This window comes from Streptomyces sp. NPDC006140 (assembly GCF_040628815.1).
In the GTDB taxonomy this organism is placed as follows: domain Bacteria; phylum Actinomycetota; class Actinomycetes; order Streptomycetales; family Streptomycetaceae; genus Streptomyces.
Genome location: NZ_JBEXTS010000004.1, coordinates 145,567 through 165,795, shown reverse-complemented (window position 1 = coordinate 165,795; position 20,229 = coordinate 145,567). Strand labels below are relative to the sequence as shown.

Sequence of the window (20,229 nt, the reverse complement as noted above, 5' to 3'; positions counted from 1 at the left end):
AGTTGAGGATCGTGTCGTTCAACTTGCGTGGTGAGACTGGGCGGTTAAGCCTGCAATGTCCCCCTTGACAAGCCTGAACCTCGGTGTGAATCTGGCTCCGCTTCACTATTCAAGCGCTTGCGAGCCCGGGGAACGAGGCCGTTGCAGGGCTGGTGGTCGACGGCTCGCGGTGGCCAGGAGTTCGAGCGGCGAAAGGTGCGGACCTGTCGGTACGGAGGTCGAACGCTCTGCTCTGAATGACACCCGAAAGTCGGACGATGCATGGAGAGAGCCCAGGGGGTAGCAATGCGTAAGACGGTCAGTCCGGCAGGCCGGACCGCGCGGCATATGGCAGCGGGAGCCGCGCGGCAGCCGCGAGGCTCAGGTGTTCAGCTGTACAAGTCCGGCTTGCTGTTCACGGCCAAGCAGAGCTTCAGAACCTGGGAAGAGCTCGGTACCGAACTGTTCTCTTTTGCCGACTCCTCCACCTGGTGGATCGCCGATTGGCTGGTCTATGGAGAGTCCGTATTCCAGGACCGCTACGAGGAAGCCATCAAGCGGACCTCGCTCAGTTACCAGACTCTGCGCAACTACAGCTGGGTTGCGCGCGCGTTTCCGTTGTCCCGCAGGCGTCAAGGTCTGAGCTTCAGCCACCACCTCGAAGTTGTGGCACTGGAGGAACCGGAGCAGGACTACTGGCTGCGGAAGGCGGAAGAACTGGGCTGGAGCAGAAACAAGCTGCGTCGGGAAGTTCGCAGCAGTCTGCTCATGCGGCAGAGCGAGCTGACGCAGTCGGGCGCCGGGGGTGACGAGGAGTCAAGTGCCGTCGCCCGGACGGCAGCCGGGTCGACGTCGACGCTGCTCCGGCGTGACGCCACCTCCACGGCCGAAGCTCGCTCGCTGATACTTCAATTCTCAGCCGATGAGCTGGCGGGTATGGGGAGGGCCGCCAGGAGGGACAGTGAGTCGGTCGAGGCCTGGGTGGCGAAGGTCGTACGGCGCGCCATCGACTGTTCCTGAGGCTCTGACCCACTGCCGGGGCGCAGGGGAAGCGCTGGCGGAGAAGCCCATTGGTGTTCTCCGGGGCGCTGTAGCCGGCCATCGCAGGTCCGTTCTCGGTCCGCTCGACCAGCGGACCGATCGTCGACCGGTGGGTGTCCGATGTTTCAGGAAGCGGAGCCGGATCCAGATGTATGCGCGCCACCGACGTGGACCGCGAAAAGGCGCGCGTCGAAATAGTGGTCATCTGGTGATTGCACCACGGGGCCGAAGGGCACCCACGGCGCTCGCCCTTCGACGACGGGAACGAGAGCCCGCCCCACCAGACAGATGACGGCCGCTCGCGGGACGCGCCTGATGGAGCGCTCGATATTTTCCAGCACCCGTTCTGTCACAGTCGAACTAAAAGGCTCATAGAAGTAGAACACGCCTGAATCGTCCGGGATTTCAAATTCTTCGGCACTCTGGTGGCGTATTTCGATGTCGTTGCACCTCTTTGAAGTGGAGTCATATTGCCTCACATTTTGTGTGGCAATATTGCAGAGGTGCCCGGAAAGCTCGACTCCGATGATCTTCTTGAATGGAAATTCAGAAGCCACGAGAAGCGCACGGCCCTTACCGGAGCCGAAGTCGATGAACGTCACCTCCTCGTAGTCGACGGGAACCTGCGATATCACCGCCCTTAGGGTTCCGGTGGGCGATGGGGAGTATCGGTAGTTGTTCAGCAGGTCGAAATTATCGGTCTTGCCGGCGTCCCAGCTTTCGAAGGGAGTGCTTGTTTCAACTCCGAAAGAAGTGTCGAATTTGTCGACCTGGTCGATCTCGGCGACCTTGGCGTCGAATGCTTCCTTGGTTTTCAGGTAATCGAGGAAGTTCTGCTGCTTGTCTTTGTCGGTCACTGCACTCTCCTGCTGTCCGCGCCCAGAGCAAGGTAAGGCGAGTATGGACCTGAACCGACGGCATGAACACGCTTCATCGCTGTCTCGCCGGCGGGACAAGCTCGGCATGCCGCTCCCTGCGTGATGGTGTCAAGTTGTAGCCTCCGCTGCCGGTTCGCGCTTAGATATGTCCGCTCTGCTGGAGCGATTTCATGCCTCGAACACGGCGTGCAAATTTTCAGCTTTGGATGGTGGCGGGCAATGGGGGAGGCGCGATGGACTGGCTGTTGTCGCAACTTCAGGGTCGATCTGACGCTGAGGCCATGGTCGGGCACGGCGGTAGGGTCACGTACGCCGAACTCGCGGAGCGGACCGCCTGCTGGCTGGCCGAGCTGACCCGGCTCGGAGTGGCGGCAGGCGAGAGTGTGGCAGTCGTCGGGAACGCCTCACCGAACATGGTCGCGCTCTTCGTGGCACTCGCCGTCCGAGGCGCTGTCGTGGTTCCCCTCGCCCCCGCCGATCCGCCGAGGGAGCAGCGGGAGCGCCGGATCGCGGCTGCGCATGCGACCCGTGTCGTCGAGTTCAGCGGTCCTGATGAGTGGATGGTTCGGACCGTAGTGGCACCGGACGCGCCAACGCCACGCCTTCTGGCCGAACTCGCCGGCAGCGGAGAGGCTGGGCTGCTGCTGTTCTCCTCAGGCTCGACGGGCGAGAGCAAGGCTGTCCTGCTCTCGCTTCCGCGGCTGCTCGACGGCTTCCGTGCGTCGTCGCGCCCTCGGCGAACGCTGCAGTTCATGGCGCTCGACCACATCGGTGGAGTCAATACGTTGTTCCGCTCGCTCGTCGGCGGCGGCACGGTGGTCACCGAGCCGCAACGCACCCCTCAGCACGCGTGTGAGGCCATTCAGCGTCATGGAGTGCAGGTTCTGCCGACCACGCCGACCTTCCTCAACATGTTGCTGCTTTCCGGCGCTTACCGGAATCACGACCTGTCCTCGCTCGAGCTGATCACCTACGGCACGGAGCCCATGCGCGAGATCACCCTCGCGCACGCGGCCCGAGTGTTCCCTCATGTGCAGTTCAAGCAGACCTACGGACTCACCGAGACCGGCATCTTGCCCACGCGATCGCTTTCGTCGAACTCGTTGCAGATGGACGTCGGAGGGCGGGGATTCCGGACGAAGGTGCGTGACGGGGTGCTCTGGATCAAATCGCCGAGCGCCATGCTCGGGTATCTCAACGCGCCCAGTCCGTTCGACGAGGAAGGGTGGCTCAACACCGGAGACGCGGTCGAAGTGGCCGAGGACGGGACTCTCCGCGTACTCGGGCGGCTGTCGACGCTGATCAACGTAGGTGGAGAGAAGGTGTCTCCGGCCGAGGTCGAGGATGTGCTGCTCCGGGCCGGCAATGTCGCCGACGTCATCGTGACCGGACGGTCGAACGCCGTCACCGGGCAGATCGTCACGGCCACGGTCGAGCTGGTCGAGCCGGAGGAGAAGAGGGCGCTGAACCGTCGGCTGCGCCAGTTCTGTGCCGAACACCTACCGCCTCACAAGGTTCCGGCCGTCATCACCGTCTCGGACGCTCCGTTGCACGGCGAGCGATTCAAGCGCATGGGGGGTGCCGTGTGAACCGCACCATGGATCAGCGTCCGGTGGCGGTCGTCAGCGGAGGCAGCCGAGGTCTGGGACTGGCTCTGGTGACTGACTTCCTGGAGCGCGGTTACCGCGTGGAGACCTTCAGCCGGACCGAGTCCGCCGAGCTCACCGCGCTTCGTGAATCGACCTCTTCCGACGCGCTGTTCTGGTCCTCGGTCGACGGAACGAACGCCGAGGCGGTCGAAGAGTTCGCCCGTGCAGCCGTGCGTCGCCACCGGCGCATCGACGTGCTGGTGAACAACGCGGCGATCGGGCTCGAGGGCCTGCTGACCCTGACCGCCCCGACGGCCATCGACACGGCACTGCAGACCAACGTGACACTGCCGGTTCTGCTCACCCGGGCCTGCCTCAAGCCCATGCTTGCCCGCCGGACCGGTGTGGTGATCAATCTGTCCTCCATCAACGCGTTGCGCGGGCAGACCGGCGTCGCCGTGTACGGAGCGGCGAAAGCGGCACTCGACGGGCTTACTCGAGGTCTTGCCCGTGAGGTCGGCCCTGCCGGGGTCCGGGTGATCAGTGTCGCTCCCGGCTATTTCGACAGCGAGATGACCGCGGGCATCAGCCAGGCCCAACGCCGCCGCATCGAGCGCCGGACACCGTTGGGCCGACTCGGGTCCACAGAGGACGTGCTCGGCGTCATCAGGTTTCTCACCTCGCCCGGGGCGAGTTTCATCACCGGCCAGACCATCACCGTCGACGGTGGCTACACCTGCTGAACCCCTGTTACGGGGGCCGGTGTGCGTACGAACGGAGTGTGATTTCAATGAACAAGCGGGACACGGTCAAGGCCGCACTGCTCGAGATCGTGAACGAGGTGGCCGGTCCGGTCGAGCACCTGGACGAGGACCAGCTCCTTGTCGATCAGCTCGGTCTGGAATCGCTGCACCTCGCGCGGCTCGTCGCCGTACTGGAGATGGAGCTGGACACCGACCCGTTCTCCGACACGTTGCCCATCACCAGTGTGCGCACGGTCGGTGACCTGCTGCAGGCGTACGACCCGGTCGTCCTGCCTCGCCTCGGTGCCGGCGAGCCGTCATGACACAGCACGAACCAGACGGGCAACCGATCGCTATCGTGGGCATGGCCGCCCGTTTCCCCGGAGCCACGGACGTGGACCAGTTCTGGGACGCGATCGTGGCCGGACGCGAGGCGATACGCGACCTCGCTGACGAGGAGTTGCTCCGTGGTGGTGCGAACCCGGAGTGGCTGAAGAACCCTGATTACGTGAAGGCGACCGCCTCGATCGACGACGTCGACCTCTTCGACGCGGCCTTCTTCGACATCTCCGGCCGCGAGGCCGCCGTCATGGACCCTCAGCAGCGGATCTTCCTGGAGACCTGCTGGCATGCTCTCGAGAACGCGGGTCTGCGCACAGCGGCCGGGACCGGGACGTCGGTCGGTGTCTTCGCCGGCAGCGGCGGTGTTCTCACCAGTTACCTTCCCGAGGTATTGAGCAGCGCCGGGCCACTGGAAGATCCCACAGCCTCCCTCGAGCAGCTCGGGACCGACAAGGATTTTCTCGCCACCCGGGTGTCGTACAAGTTCAATCTGACCGGGCCCAGTCTGACGGTGCAGACGGCTTGCTCCACCTCGCTGGTCGCGGTGCACCTCGCCGTCCAGAGCCTGTTGCGCGGCGAGTGTGACGCCGCACTGGCCGGCGGCGTGAACATCAGGCTCCCCCAGGCCGCGGGGTACTGGCACCGCCGGGGCGGCATCCTGTCGCCGGACGGGCGCTGCCGCCCGTTCGACGTCAGTTCGCAGGGAACGATCTTCGGCAGCGGCGTGGGCGCCGTCGTCCTCAAGCCCCTGGCCGACGCGCTGCGAGACGGGGACACCGTCTACGCCACCGTCCTTGGAACCGCTGTCAACAACGACGGTGGCGGCAAATCGAGTTACGGCGCCGCGAGCCTGTCCGGCCAGCTGGCCGCGATGCGTCAGGCGCTCCAGGTATCCGGAGTCGATCCCGCCACGATCGGCTACGTCGAGGCGCACGGAACCGGGGTACCGCTCGGTGATCCCACCGAGATCGGCGCGCTCAAGCAGATCTTCGGACGAGCCGATGCCTGCGCCATCGGGTCGGTGAAGGCGCTGATCGGGCATATGGAGGCGGCATCGGGCATAGCAGGCCTGATCAAGGCTGCTCTGTCCCTGCATCGGGGACAGATCCCGCCCAGCCCGTATTTCACGGCGCCGAGTCCTCGGCTGAAACTGGACGACACAGGCTTGTTCGTCAATACGGCGCCGCTGCCCTGGCCCGGATCTCCCCGCCGGGCCGCGGTCAATTCCCTCGGCATCGGCGGCACCAATGCCTTCGCCGTGCTGGAACAGGCACCGGAACTCACACGGGCGGATCGGCGTCCGGGGTACGAGCTCGTCACGATCAGCGCCAAGACCGCGGACGCGTTGCGGGGACTGGCGGACCGGTGGGCGAACCGCCTGCGCGAGCCGGACGCGGTCCTGGGAGATCTGGCCTATACCAGTCAGGTCGGTCGCCGCGCGCTGCGACACCGGCTCAGCGTCATCGCCGACACCGGCGATGCGGCAGCCGAGCGCGTCGAAGCGTGGCTGAGGGATGGGACCGGGGCAGCGGACGAGGGGGAATCCGCGCGGGCCAAGCCGAGGGTCGGGTTCCTCTTTCCCGGTCAGAGCTCCGAGTACGCCGGGATGGCCGTCGAACTCCACCGTGCGCATCCGCTGTTCCGCGCCGCACTGGACCGGCACGCGGAAACCTTCCGCCGCCTCACCGGAGTCGGCCCCCTCGAGGTGTTCGCCGACCCTACGGCGCAGCTGCGGGCGGAACTGCTTCAGCCGGCGGTTTTCCTCCTGCAAGTGACGCTGGCGGAATTCTGGGCCTCGTGTGGGGTGCGGCCGGACGCAGTGGTCGGTCACAGCCTCGGCGAGTATGCGGCCGCCTGCGTGGCCGGCGTGTTCAGCGTGGAAGAGGGACTGGAGCTGGTCTGCGCGCGCGGCCGTGCCTTCGCGGCTGTTCCTGGCAGCGGCCGGATGGTCGCCGTCGGCTGCACCGACGGGGCCGAGCTGGAACGGCTGGTCAGGGCCAAGGGCGGTTCGGCGGCAATCGCCGCGTACAACGCGCCGGAACGGTTCACGGTCTCCGGATCGGACACCGAGACAGGCGAGTTGGAAGCCGAGTTCCGACAGCGGGGCTGGGTCACCGTCCCTCTGGAGACGACGCATGCCTTCCACTCACCGTTGGTCGCTCCGGCTGTCCCCGCACTCGTCCAGGCCGCAGACCGGATCACCCACCGGCAGCCTGTCCTGCCGATGGCACTGAACCTCACCGGCACATGGGCGGGCCGTGCGGAGATCGGTGCGGAGTACTGGGGACGGCAGCTCACTTCACCGGTCAGGTTCACGCCCGGCATCCGCGAACTCCTCGGCGGGGGATGCACGGTCTTCCTCGAAATCGGCCCAGGCCGGACGCTTACCACCGCTGGCCGTACTCAGTCCGACGGTGATGTTGTCTGGCTGCCCGGGCTGGAGCCCAGGACCCCGGATCCCGTCACGGTGCTCGCCCGCCTGGCGCGTTTGGACAGGGCAGGAATACCGGTCGACTGGGCGGAGTACTACGCGCCCTTGCAAGCGGTCAGGGCTTCCGCTCCTCTCTATCCCTTCACACGGGCCCGGCACTGGACCGCACCGGCGCCTTCCGGCGCAGAGCCGCCCGCGCAACCGGCCGGAGACCTGCCCGAGCTGAGCCGACTCGCGCTGCCGCAGTCCACGCAGCGGCGCTACGAGACCACGGTGGCCGCGAGGGCTCCGCGTGCGCTCGCCGATCACGAGATCTCCGGCCGCCTCGTCGTGCCCGGGGCGTACCACACCGCCTGCTTGGTGGAGGCTGTGGCCGCCGACTCCGCCGCGGTTGTCGAAGATCTGGTCTTCCCGCGAGCGCTGGAGGTCGACGAGGCGCGACACCGGCTCCAGCTCGTGCTCACTCCGGCCGGGGACCACAGGTTCGTCGCACAGTCGCTCAGTCTGGCGAATGCGGACGATCCACTGGCCGACGAGTCCTGGCAGGTGCACGCTGAGGGACGGATCCAGCGGACTGACGCCCTCGCGCAGCCGCTGGACCCGTCTGTCTACCGCGCAGGCCGGCCGGTTTCCCCGGCTGAGCTCTACCCGCAGTTCGAGGCGGCGGGCTTCCGGTTCGGCCCGGCGTTCCAGTGGATCGACGAGCTGCGGCTGGACGGCGAGGACAGCTCCGGCGACCTCGGCTTCGCGGCAGACTCGCCTCGGGAGCGCACCATGGCACTGCTTGACTCCTGCGTTCAGCTGGCCATCGCGGCACGGATCGTCCGCGCTGCCCCCGAGGACGGCGTGCTGCTGCCGTTCCGGATCGAGCGGGCCGTGTTCCACCCGTCCCGCAACGCGGTGGAATCAGGAGTCGCGCGCATCCGGCACCGCGAGGCCGATGCCTCGGGAGCACTTGCCGATGTCTCCCTGACCGACCACGAGGGAAACCCGCTGCTCGAGCTGTTCGGCCTCCAGCTGAGAGCGGTCTCCTTCCGTTCGCCCGAGGCCGAGATCCACGTGGACAAATGGGAGTTGGCCCAGGCGGCCGGTGACACGTCGCCCACCACCGGAACGTGGATTGTGCTCGCCGACCGTCAGGGTCACTGGCGTCCCGCGGTCACAGCACTGGAGGCAAGCGGCAACCGGTGTGTGATCGCCGAGGTGGGCACGGCCTTCACCCGCCTCGGCGATCACCGATACGTGCTGGATCCCGCCGACGCGGAACACCTGGCGCAACTGTTCCGCGACACCGGGCCGGCGAGCGTACTGCATTGCCTCGGCCTGGACGCACAGCAGACACGGACCGCCTGTGGCAGCGTGCCCGCACTCGTGCAGGCCACCGAGCGCGCGGACCGGACGCCCGATTCCGTAGTACTGCTGACCCGCGGAGCGGTGGCCGTGCACGGGCCCGGGGAGGTCAGCGACCCTTACGGGGCGATGCTGTGGGGCCTTGGCCGGAGCGCTGCGATGGAAGCACCTCAGCTGAACCTGCGGTTGCTCGACGCGGACCCACGCGACCTCACCGGCGCGCCGGTTGTCCCGCCCGAATGGCCCGGCGTCGAAGCCGCGATCCGCAACGGACAGCTCTACCGGCCCACGCTGCACCGCGAGTCGGCACTGCCGACAGGCCCTGGCCGGCTCGCCGCCCACGGGTGCTACCTGATCACCGGGGGGACCGGAGCGCTCGGTCTGCGTACCGCGGCGTGGCTGGCCAGACGCGGGGTGCGTCACCTCGTGCTCGCCTCGCGGCGTGCACATGAGGTACGGATCGAGGAACAGATCCGCGAGCTGGAGCAGGCAGGGGCGAAGGTCACCCTGGTCGGCCTGGATGTCACGGACGAGGCCGCGGTCAACCGGCTCGTCGAGCGTGTGCACCGGGAGCCGGGCGGCCTCAGGGGGGTCGTCCACGCGGCCGGTGTGCTCGATGACGCGGTGCTGTCGCAGCTGAGCTGGGACCGCTTCCGGTCGGTACTGGACCCGAAGGTCGCCGGTGGTTGGCACCTGCACCGCGCCACTCTGGATCTCGACCTTGAGCACTTCATCCTCTTCTCCTCCACGGCTGCTCTGCTCGGTGCGCCTGGGCAGGCCCATTACGCGGCTGCCAACGCCTTCCTCGACGGACTCGCCCACTACCGGCGCGGGTTGGGACTCCCCGCCCTCAGTGTCGGCTGGGGGCCGTGGGAGGCGGGTATGGCGGCGCAACTGAGCGAACGCCTGCAGACCCGGCTCGTGGAAGGCGGGTTGACTCCGCTGGAAGCCGGTCCGGCATTCGCCGCACTCGACCGGCTCCTGGCCGGCCCCGGTGGTCAGTACGGTGTCTTCTCCGTGGACTGGTCCCGCTACCTGAACCGGTTTCCCACCGGGCGAGCAGTCGTCATGGGCGAGGGAATGCCTGCCGGGGACGGGGCAGAGGCGGGCAGGCGGCTGCGGCGGGACTGGCTCGGCGCCACGCCGGAACGTCGCCGAGAGCTGGTGCTCGCATACCTGCGCTCCATGCTGGCTACGCGACTCGGGATGTCCGAGGCCGCCATCGACGAGGACCTCCTGCTCCACCAAGCCGGGCTCGATTCGCTGGTGGCTGTCGAAGTACGCGGCCAGATCTTCCGCGACCTGGACGTCGACCTGCCGCTCACTGGTCTCCTCCAAGGCAAGGCCCTGCGCCTGCTCGTCGATGAGCTGGCGGAACGCCTGACGCTCGACGCCCCGGTCCAAGCTGTCGTGCCCACTGCCGTGCCGACCGTCGTGGAGCCCTTTTCACCAGAGGAGGCGGCACGCCTCCTGGCCAACCTTGACTCGCTGACTGAGGACCAGATCCAGGCACTGCTGCCCTGGCTGGCCGATCAGGACGGACCCTCATGACCGACGACATCCAGAACTGGGGCATACGGAAGAGGCTGGAGGCAACACTCCGGTCGCGCGCCAGTCAGGCGCGGACCGAATATCCTCTCTCGTACGCCCAGCGCCCGCTTGTGTTGCTGCATCGGATGAATCCGGACAGCGCGTCCTACAACGTCGGGTTCACCGCCCGGTTCACCGGCGGGTTCGACTCCGCCACGTTCGGCAGCGCGGTCGCGTCTCTGGTCGGGCGGCACGCGGCCCTGCGCACCACCTTCAGCGGCACCGACGGCCAGACAGTGCACGGTTGGCTCGAACCCGATTTCGCCGAACTGGACGCCCGCCAGTGGAACCAGCAGCAGATCGAGGACGCGATACGCCGTGCCTATCTCGCTCCGTTCGAACTGTCAGCGGGACCACTGGTCCGGGTGCGGACGTATTCGGTGGCGCCAGGAGAGGCCGTGGTGCTGCTGGCTGTGCACCATGTGGTGTGCGACTTCTGGTCACTCGGCGTCATGGTGGCGGAACTCGAGCAGCTCTACCTGGCGGAGGCGGAACGGAGGCCGTCCCAGCTGCCGGGAGGCAATGTCCCCTACAGCGATTTCGTCGCCTCTCAGCAGGAGCTGATCCAAGGGGAGAAGGGCAGCAGAGCGCGTGCCTATTGGCATGCTCAGCTCGCCGGCCGGCTCGAGCCGGCCGAATGGCCCCCCTGCGAACTCGGCCCGGATACCGACGGGGGCGGATCGATCGTGTTCCCCATCGCCCCAGAGCTCGTCGACGGTGTGCTCGCGCTGGCCAAGGAGGAAGGGGCCACGCCTTACGGCGTCTTGCTGACCGTCTTTCAGGTCCTCATCGGCCGCTACACCGGGCGGCACGACGTCCTGGTGGGGTCTCCCTTCGCCGGCCGGACCAGTCCGGCGATGGCCGAGTGCGTCGGCAACTTCGTCAACCCCGTCGTGCTGCGTGCCGATCTGAGCGACGCGGTGGCGTTCCGGGAGCAGCTGGACCGTACTCGCCGTACCGTCACCGACGCGCTCGAGCACCAGGACTACCCGTTCGAGTTGCTTGTCGGCGAGCTGGCGCCGCGCCGGGTGGACGACCGTAACCCGATCTTCCAGGCGATGTTCAGCTACCAGAAACCCAGCCGGTACCCGGCGCTGGCCGGTCTCTACGTGGCTGACGACGGCGCGGCCCCGGTCGGCTGGGCGGGGCTGACCGCGGTGCCGTTCCGGCTGGACCAGCAGGACGACCAGCTCGAGCTCGTACTCGAGGTCGTGCACGACGGCGACCGGCTCGTCGGGCTGCTCAAGTACCGCAAGTCCGTCTTCTCGGCTCAGGCGGCTCGTCAGGTGGCCGAGAACTATCTGGCACTGCTGCAAGCCGCGCTCGCGGACCCTGGCCGCAGTGTGGCGGAACTGCCGATGGCGTCCGAAGTCACCCCCGGCACCAGTCGGCGCACGGCCGCGGTCCCTGAGTCCGCCGGCGCGGCCCCTCGGAGCGGCACCGCGCTGCGGGGGATCGAGCAGCGGATCACGGCCATCTGGCGGCAAGCGCTCGGGCGCGAGCGGATCGGACGGGATGACAACTTCTTCGACCTTGGTGGCAACTCCATGCTGCTGGTGCGGGTGCACGAGATGCTCGCCGACGAAACCGCGGGCACTCCGCTGAAGATCAACGAATTGTTCCGCTACCCGACCGTGGCCAGTCTGGCCCGACGCCTCGGCCAGACCGCCGCCGGGGCCGGTCCGGCCCCTGACCGAGGCCGGGCGTCAAGCAGGCGGGCACAACTGGCGGACGGAACGGCCCGCAGCGCACGCCTGCGCGCACGAGAACGTCGCCAACTGGATACCGACAGGGGCAACGATGACTGACGGGAGCGTGGTCAATCCGACGGCTCGGCCGAATGACGTGGCCGTGATCGGCATGTGCGGCCGGTTCCCCGGCGCCGGGAGTGTGGCTCAGTTCTGGAACCGGCTGCGTGCCGGAGACGACATGCTGACCACGTTCACAGACGCCGAACTCGCGGCCGCCGGGGTGCCGGAGCAGGTGTTGCGCGATCCCGGCTACGTCAAGCGAGCCGCATCCCTGCCGGACGCGTTCGACTTCGACCACGAGTTCTTCGGCTTCACCAAGCGCGAGGCGAAGCTGCTCGATCCGCAGCAGCGAATACTGCTCGAGGTCGCATGGGAGCTGCTCGAGACCATCGGCTACTCCGGGGGAACGGACGCTCAGGGCATCGGTGTGTTCGCAGGTGCGTCGATGAACACGTATCTGACCAATGTCGTGGCTCGTTCCTGTGACCCGCTGGGCTACGACGGAACCGAACTCATGATCGCCAACGACAAGGACTACCTGACCACCAGGATCTCGTACAAACTGGGCCTCACCGGGCCGAGCATCAATGTGCAGACCGCCTGTTCGACGTCACTGGTCGCGGTGCATATGGCCGTGCAGAGCCTTCTCACAGGTGAATGTGACATCGCCCTGGCAGGTGGAGTGTCGGTCATCGCCAACGACTATCCGGGCTACGTCTTCAGCGAAGGAATGATCCTCTCCCCGGACGGGCGGTGCCGACCGTTCGATGCCGACGGAGCAGGGACGACATTCGGTGACGGGGTGGGTCTCGTCGCTTTGAAGCGGCTGGCCGAGGCGATCGAGGACGGCGATCAGATCCTCGCGGTGGTGAAGGGCTCGGCGATCAACAACGACGGCTCCGACAAGATCGGATACACCGCCCCGAGCATCGGCGGGCAACGGGCCGTGATCGCCGAAGCGCAGGCGGTGGCCGAGGTGGACGCCGGCACCATCACCTACATCGAAGCCCACGGCACCGCCACGGCTCTGGGCGACCCCATCGAGTTCGCCGCGTTGAGCGAGGCCTTCGCCGACGGAGGTGCCCGGCCGGGCCAGTGCGCCTTGGGCTCGGTGAAGGCGAATATCGGGCACGTCGCCGCCGCGGCGGGAATCGCCGGCTTCATCAAGGCGGTGCTGGCGCTGCGGCACCGGGAAATCCCCGGGCACCCAGCATTCACCCGGCCCAACTCCCAGATCGACCTGGTGGGCAGCCCCTTCTACATCAACACCGTGCCGATGGCCTGGCCGGCGGGTGAAACCCCCCGTCGGGCCGGAGTGAGTTCGTTCGGCATCGGTGGCACCAACGCTCATGTGGTCCTCGAGGAGGCTCCTCCCCCCTCCGATCGGCCGGCGAGGCCCGGCGGCCCGCAGACACTTGCTGTGAGTGCCCACAGCGACATGGCCCTGCGCGAGCTGGCCCGTCAGTTGGCCGATGCACTGGAGGAGCCGGACGCGCCCGACCTCGTGGACGTGGCCTTCACGCTGCGGCAGGGCCGACGCGGCTCTTCGCACCGCTACGCCGTCACCGCGGCAGACCGCGCCGGCGCCGCGGCCGGATTGCGTGCGCTCACCGACGGCAAGAGCACCGGCGTACGGGTGGCAGAGACCACCCCGACCGTATCGTTCCTGTTCGGCGACGTCCCGGCCGAGGAATTCAGTGTGCTGTCCGCACGGCTGTCCGCAGTCGCCGACATAGCGGAGCGGTCCACCGGGAGCGCCGTCCCGAGCGCGGACGACCCGTCGGCGGCTCTGCTGACCGCGAGCCGGGCGCTCGCGACGCTGTGGACGGAGTCCGGCGTTCGGCCGGCGGCGGTCGGGGGAACCGGGGTGGGCGAACTCCTCGCAGCTTGCTTCGCCGGGGTCTTCGAACCGTCTGACGCGCTGGCACTGCTGTCCTGGCGAGCAGGAATGGCCGCGCAGGTCCCCGAAGTGCGCCCGAGAGTTCCGGACATTCCCATCCTGTCGGCCGTCGTGGGCGGCGAACTGCCGCAGACGCGGGTGCTCGACCCGCTGCACTGGACCCGAGACATATGGGAGGGCGACCGGCTGGCCGAGGCGTTCTCCGGCCGGGCAGCGCAGGGTGCGGCCGTGGTGGCCATAGGAAACCCCCCAGTGCTCCCGGCAGGCTCCGGCCTCGACGACGAACAAGGCCTGCCACCCTTGGAACGGCTGCTGACCGCCGCGGGACGGCTGTGGACCGAAGGCGTGCCGGTGGACTGGTCTGCCTGGTACGGAGGGCATCAGTACCGCGTCCCCCTGCCGGTGCACCCGCTGGAGCGCACCTTCCTCCGTCTCGAACCGCCATCTGCCTCCGTCCAGGAAGAGCAGAGCCGTGGGCAGAACCCCTCCGAGTGGCTGTATACACCGTCATGGCAGCGCCTCGGCCCAGGGACGGGCGGGCACCCGGAGCGCGCCTTGCCCATCGGCCCATGGCTGTTGTTCGGGGACTCCGGCGGGGTCGGCGACTCGCTGGCGGACTCTTTGCGCGAACAGGGCGCCGAGGTGGTGGTGGTGCGTCAGGGCGGTGCTTTCAGCCGAGCCGACGCCACTTCCTTCATCGTCGATCCCGTGGATTCCGGCGACTACGAGAAGTTGTTCGACGCGCTGGCCACGGACGGGCTGACTCCTGAGCGGGTCGTACACCTCTGGTCCCTTGACATCGCTCCAGGGCACCTTGCAACCGACAGCCTGGATCACGCCTGCGGTATCGGGCTGTTCTCCGTGCTCGACGTCGCCAGGCAACTCGGCCGCAGTCCGGGCTGCAAAGGCGCGCACCTCGCGGTGGTGGCCCGTGACGTGCACGACATCACAGGCGGTGAAGTCCTTGCGCCTGCCGCCGCGATGACCGGCGCCGCACTGAACCTCGTCTCCCAGGAATGCGCCGGGCTCCGTTGCCGAAGCATCGACATCGGCAGGAGCGCCCTCGCACCGGAAGCCCTCCTCGCGGAGATCGTCGCCCCGACCGGCGTGCCGATCGCGTTCCGGAACGGGCGCCGTTGGACGCAACGGTTCGTTCCCGCAGCGGCTGCCCCCGGCCCGTCGATCCCGGCCAGTCGGCTGCGGCCCGGTGGCGTGTACCTTGTCACCGGCGGTCTTGGAGGGATGGGGCTGGCCCTCGCCGGCCACCTGGCCCGCGTCGCCGGGGCCAAGCTGGTACTCACCAGCGACTCCCCGCTTCCGCGACCCGGCGAGTTCGACCGATGGATCACCGAGTACGGAACAGCCCACCCGGTCAGCCGAAAGATCGAGGCCGTCCGCGACATCGAACGTCTCGGCGGCACTGTCATGGCGGAATCCGTCGACGTTACCGACGCGGGAGCGATGCAGCAGCTGGTCGGCACCGCCCGTCAGCGGTTCGGCCGGATCGACGGATGGTTCCACTGCGCCGACGCACCACACGACCAGGCCCCTTGCCGGGTCGACCGCACTGACCGGGCCGCGTGGCGGCAGGCCCTGGCTCCCAAGGTCCGCGGAGCGCTGGTGCTGGCCGAGATCTTCGGTGACACCCTCGTCGATTTCGGCGTCATGATGTGCTCACTCACCTCGGTGCAGGGCGGAGGCGACCCGTGCCGTTCGGCAGCCGACGGCTTCCTTCACGCACAGGCGTCGGGCGTGGACGGACTGATCACCGTCACCTGGGACGAGTCCCTGTCACCAGGGCAGCGCGCTGATGTCCTCGACTTTGTACTGCGCTCCGATATGCCGTCTCTGCTCTCGGTGTCCCTCACCAACCCGGAAGACCGCATCCAGGGGCAGTGGGCTCTCCCGGAACCAGTCCGCCCCGCCCTCGCCTCCCCCAGGCAGCAGCTCCGCGGGAATGAGCTGAAGGCGGCTCTGGCGAAACTGTGGTCCGAAGTGCTGCGGACGGAGATCAACCGTTACGACGTGAGCATTCTCGACGTGGGTGGCGACGAGCTGCTCGTGGTCAGGCTCGCCCGGCGAATCGAGGAAGAGCTCGGTGTGCCGCTGTCGGCTGTCGAACTCCTCGCGAACCCGACCATCGATCGCCTGGCGGCGAGCCTGGGCCCCGTCTCGATCGTTCACGGCGGTGGCCTGCGGAGTGCCTTCTCGTGACGCCCTTTTCGTGCGCGGGCCAACTCCTCGGCGTTGCTGAGTCTTCGCCTCGTACACGCCGCATGCCACCGCCGGCACCACGCTGGTGATCACGAAAGGGCCAAGAACGCATGACCGTCCCTAGCAGCCCGAGGGGTCCGCTTGAGCCGGACGCGGGGACAACCCGCACGTCCGGTTCTGAGGCGGCTACCCGACTGTTCGACCACGAGGAGAGCGCCGTGGAACCCCTGCTCCAGGAAATCGCCGCAATCGTCGGTGACTACTTCGACGTTCAGCCCGAACGGCTGTACCCCGACGTCGCGTTCGCGGACCTCGGGGACTCGATGTCGCTGCTCGGCATGGCGCAGCGTCTGGAGGACCGCTACGGCTGCAAAGTGCCGCTTCGGCAACTCTTCACTGACGTCCAGACTCTGCCTGATCTGGCTGCGTATCTTCTCGCACACGCATCGACGGAGAAGCTGCCGCGAGGAGAGGCCATATCGCCCGCCACCACGGCCACCACCACTGCCTCCAGCACCGATGCCGTAGCGAGCTCGGCGCCGGCCCCGGTCTTGCCGCAGTCGATTGACAGCCGGCCACCCGTCACAGCAGCGCCGTCAACCGAGTTGTCGATGGACAGTGCCTTGTCGCCAGGAGCCTCGACGGCCGTGCAGGACCTGATCAAGGAACAGCTCGTGGTCATGCAGCGTCAGCTTCAGCTGCTGGCGGGCAGCGGGCCGGGCTCCGCGGCTGACCCGGCCATGGGGTCCGGGTCCGGGGCCGGTGCTTCGCCGCCTGTGGCGCTCTCCCCGGTGCGGCCGGTGCCGGCGAGAAGCGTGGTGCCACTCGCGCCCGGCGCGCGGAGCAGCGCGATCAGCCCCGTGGAGACCGCGGAGCGCACCCGCTATCTGAAGAAACTCGGTGACCGCCTCAGTGCCCGGACCAAGGGCTCGAAGGAATGTGCCCAACGGTTCCGGACGATGGTCGCGGACAGCCGGTCCACTGTCGGCTTTCGCCCCTCGATCAAGGAGATGCTGTACCCGATCGTCGCCGAACGCGGGCAGGGCTCACGGCTGTGGGACATCGATGGAAACGAGTATGTCGACCTCACCCTGGGATACGGTGTCCACCTCCTCGGTCATAATCCGCCGGCTGTCATGTCGGCAATTCGCGAGCGGCTGGACGTCGGTTTCAGCCTCGGGCCGCGCACTCAACTGGTCGAGGAAGTCGCCGCCGGAGTACTCGAACTCACCGGCATGGAGCGCGTCGCCTTCCTCAACAGCGGCACAGAAGCGGTCATGACTGCGGTTCGGCTTGCACGGGCAGCAACCGGCCGCGACAAGATAGTGGTCTTTTCCACCGCATACCACGGTCACTTCGACAGTGTGCTCGCTGTGCCGGCCCATGAGAACGGCGTATTCGGCACCCGGCCGCTCGCACCCGGCATCTCCCCGCATGCGGTGGAAAACGTATACGTACTCGAGTTCGGCACGGACGAGGCACTCGACTTCATCAACAAGCACGGTGCGGACCTCGCAGCAGTTCTGACCGAGCCGGTGACCCTGCGCACTCCTGGTGTGCAGAAGCCTGATTTCCTGCGCGCGGTCCGGGAGGTCACAAGGGCCCACGGTACGAAACTCATCTTCGACGAGATGGTGACAGGTTTCCGTTGTCATCCGGCAGGCGTTCAGGGGCTGTACGGCATCGAGGCCGACCTGGCCACCTACGGCAAAATCGTAGGAGGCGGCATGCCGATCGGCGTGATTGCCGGACGCGGCGGCGTCATGGACTCGATCGACGGCGGCGTCTGGAACTTCGGTGACGATTCCGGCCCGAGGGTGGAATCCACCTTCTTCGGCGGCACGTTCAACCAGCATCCACTCACCATGGCGACGGCCAAGGCGGTCCTTGACCACCTCCGTGCAGAGGGACCCGATCTGCAACGGAACCTCGACCGTAAGACTGCGATGTTCACGGACCAGCTGAACGCCGACTTCCGCGAGCTCGAAGTGCCGATCGAAGCCCACCGGTTCTCCTCGATGTTCAAGTTCGAGCACCAGGCGAACATGGATCCGTTCTATTTCAATCTGCTCGTCCGTGGTGTGTTCGTCTGGGAGTTGCGCAACTTTTTCCTCTCCACCGCGCATGAGCAGGACGATCTCGACCATATCCGCACCGCGGTGCGTGAATCGGTCGAAGAATTGCGGGACCACGGCATGCTCGGCAGCAGCCGTACCGAACCAGCCGGCCCTCTGCCCCGTGCGGCAGCGCCTCGCAGCACCCACGCGCAGCGGCAGCTACGGGCCCTCGACCGGGGCGGCGTGCCCGCCTTCGAGATGTCTGTCGGGTTCTGGCTGGACGGCTCACTCAACCGCGTTGCACTGCGTGCCGCCGTGCAGGACCTGGTCGCCCGCCACGAGACGCTGAGGACCACGTTCGGTTCGGACGGGGACACGCTTGTCGTCCACCCCGTACGGGAGATGCCGCTGAGCGACGTCCTGACCGAGTACACCTGTGGGGACGAGGACGACCTCAGCCGCTTCCTGCGGACCTGGGCCGAACGACCGCTCGACCCGGTGGACGGTGAGGTGTTCCGCGCCGCCGTGGTGGAGGTCAACCCCCAACGGCACCTGCTGCTGGTAACGGTGCATCACGCGGCAGTGGACGGCTGGTCCTACAGCGTCCTGCTCGATGACCTCGCCGCGATGTACAACGCCAGGTGCCGCGGCACGAGTCCCGAACTGCCCCCGGCCGTGCAGTTCCGAGACTATGTCACCTGGCACGAGCGCATCACTGCCGGACCCACCGCCGCCAAGCACCGTGACTTCTGGCATTCTCTCCTGGAGGATGTTCCCGCGCCGGAATTGCCGTCGTTGGGAAAGCTGAGCCAATTCCCTTACCGCGCGGTACGTCACCGTATTCTCCTCGACCCCGAGTTCTGCGGGCAGATGCGCGATACCGCCCGCAACGAGGGGGTCACGGTCTTCGCCTATCTGGTGGCGGCCTGGGGGGCCTTGCTACAGCGACTGACGGGGCAGGACAAAATTCTGGTACCGGTCGCGTCCGCCCGGCGCCCGCAGGAACTGGACCGGACTGTCGGATATTGCTCGAATCTGCTGCCGTTGGTCTTTCGCCGACCTGATGACACGTTGGTCGCGGACTACGTGGGCGGGGTGTTGATGCAATTGGTCACCGGGCTCGAGCGCCAGGACTACCCCTTCGCGGAACTGATCACGGACTTTGCGCCGCCGGGGGCGGGCTTGCGAAGCAAGTTGTTCACAACGGCAATGTCGTTTTACCGCCAGGTTGCGGTACCCCCCATGGACGGACTCACGGTCTCAGAAGCCGACTCGTTGCCGATCACCCACACTGGAAATCCCTTGGCGCTGAACATCGTGGACAGTGCGGACGGGTTCCGGTGTGAATTCGATGCCGCAGTCGATATCGTCGATCCCGACCTCGTCGAGCGCCTTCCGCGGTACTACCGAAACCTGCTCAGCGCTATGGTCGCCAACAACGAGCGCCCGTTGGGAGAGCTGGACCACGAAGGCGAAGAAGGCCTGGACGGGAGCTACTGACCTTCAAGGGCCGAGGCCGTGCGGCATCCCCCCCGTCCGCGGAACACCGTCGGGGGCGGTTCCCCCGGGGACGGTGACCGAAATTTTTCGGTCACTGGAGGTTCCTCCGGGGCGGCCCCCGGTCTCCTAGGGTCGGATGCCATGGCACCACGACTGCTCGTCTACACCCGCACCACCGGCTACCGGCACGAGTCCATCCCGGCCGGCGTCGCCGCCCTGCGCACCCTCGGCGACTTCGACGTCCACGCCACCGAGGACCCGGCGGCCCTGGAGCAGTCCCTCGGCGGGTACGCGGCGGTGGTGTTCCTCTCCACCAGCGGCGAGGTCCTCACCCCGGCCGGCCGGGAGCGGCTCGCCGCGTACGTGGAGTCGGGCGGCGGCTTCGTCGGCGTCCACGCGGCGGCCTGCACGGAGTACGACTGGCCGTACTACGGCGAGCTGCTGGGCACGTGGTTCGCCCGGCACCCCCTCCACCAGCCCGGCAAGGCCGTCGTCGAGGACCACGACCATCCGGCGACAGGGCACCTGCCCGCCGTCTGGGACTTCACCGACGAGTGGTACGACTTCCGCACCAACCCGCGCGGCCGCGTCCGCGTCCTGGCCACCGCCGACGAGTCCTCCTACGAGGGCGGCGGCATGGGCGCCGACCACCCCCTGGTCTGGTGCCGCGACCACGGCGAGGGACGCGTCTTCTACACGGCGCTCGGCCACGCCCCCGAGGCCTACGCGGATCCGGCGTTCCGGGCGCACCTCCTGGGCGGCGTCCTCTGGGCGGCCGCGCTCCCGCTGCCCCTGCACCACCGCCCCCGGACCTCGTGACGCCCCGGCGCGCACGGCCGCCCGGCCCACGCGGGCCCGGCGCGA

The 20,229-nt window shown here is 67.6% G+C and carries 10 protein-coding genes; 9 read left to right on the top strand and 1 reads right to left on the bottom strand.

The genetic code is table 11. The features are described from left to right. Positions 1-285: 285 nt before the first annotated feature. Positions 286-999, top strand: a complete 714-nt coding sequence (locus tag ABZ386_RS13495; RefSeq protein WP_358964775.1) for an LmbU family transcriptional regulator — start codon at positions 286-288, stop codon at positions 997-999. Positions 1,000-1,145: 146 nt separating this feature from the next. On the opposite strand, the gene ABZ386_RS13490 is transcribed toward ABZ386_RS13495, so the two are convergent. Next, positions 1,146-1,877 (bottom strand): class I SAM-dependent methyltransferase, encoded by a 732-nt coding sequence (locus ABZ386_RS13490; RefSeq protein WP_351334888.1) that lies wholly within the window; start codon positions 1,875-1,877, stop codon positions 1,146-1,148. A 254-nt stretch (positions 1,878-2,131) separates the two neighbouring features. Here ABZ386_RS13490 and ABZ386_RS13485 point away from each other — a divergent pair, with 254 nt between their 5' ends. From ABZ386_RS13485 to ABZ386_RS13450, 8 genes are all read left to right on the top strand, one after another. Continuing rightward, positions 2,132-3,487 carry a class I adenylate-forming enzyme family protein gene (locus tag ABZ386_RS13485; RefSeq protein WP_351334893.1) on the top strand — a complete coding sequence of 452 codons (1,356 nt, stop codon included), beginning with the start codon at positions 2,132-2,134 and terminating at the stop codon, positions 3,485-3,487. Then, positions 3,484-4,230 (top strand): SDR family oxidoreductase, encoded by a 747-nt coding sequence (locus ABZ386_RS13480; protein ID WP_351334896.1) that lies wholly within the window; start codon positions 3,484-3,486, stop codon positions 4,228-4,230. Before ABZ386_RS13485 ends, ABZ386_RS13480 begins: the two co-directional genes overlap by 4 nt. A 47-nt stretch (positions 4,231-4,277) precedes the next feature. Next, complete coding sequence (locus ABZ386_RS13475; protein ID WP_086558383.1) at positions 4,278-4,553, top strand: phosphopantetheine-binding protein; 276 nt, start codon at positions 4,278-4,280, stop codon at positions 4,551-4,553. Then, positions 4,550-9,904: a type I polyketide synthase gene (locus ABZ386_RS13470; RefSeq protein WP_358964774.1), complete on the top strand. Its 5,355-nt coding sequence runs from the start codon at positions 4,550-4,552 to the stop codon at positions 9,902-9,904. The genes ABZ386_RS13475 and ABZ386_RS13470 overlap by 4 nt, the downstream gene beginning before the upstream one ends. Beyond that, on the top strand, positions 9,901-11,751 hold the full coding sequence (locus ABZ386_RS13465; RefSeq protein ID WP_358964773.1) for a condensation domain-containing protein: 1,851 nt from the start codon (positions 9,901-9,903) through the stop codon (positions 11,749-11,751). The genes ABZ386_RS13470 and ABZ386_RS13465 overlap by 4 nt, the downstream gene beginning before the upstream one ends. After that, on the top strand, positions 11,744-15,808 hold the full coding sequence (locus ABZ386_RS13460) for an SDR family oxidoreductase (RefSeq protein ID WP_358964772.1): 4,065 nt from the start codon (positions 11,744-11,746) through the stop codon (positions 15,806-15,808). Before ABZ386_RS13465 ends, ABZ386_RS13460 begins: the two co-directional genes overlap by 8 nt. A gap of 218 nt (positions 15,809-16,026) precedes the next feature. Continuing rightward, positions 16,027-19,365 carry an aminotransferase class III-fold pyridoxal phosphate-dependent enzyme gene (locus ABZ386_RS13455; protein WP_358964771.1) on the top strand — a complete coding sequence of 1,113 codons (3,339 nt, stop codon included), beginning with the start codon at positions 16,027-16,029 and terminating at the stop codon, positions 19,363-19,365. Between the two features lie 141 nt (positions 19,366-19,506). Beyond that, a complete protein-coding gene (locus tag ABZ386_RS13450) occupies positions 19,507-20,184 on the top strand; it encodes a ThuA domain-containing protein (RefSeq protein ID WP_355714317.1) in 678 nt (225 codons plus the stop codon). The last annotated feature ends 45 nt before the right edge of the window (positions 20,185-20,229 follow it).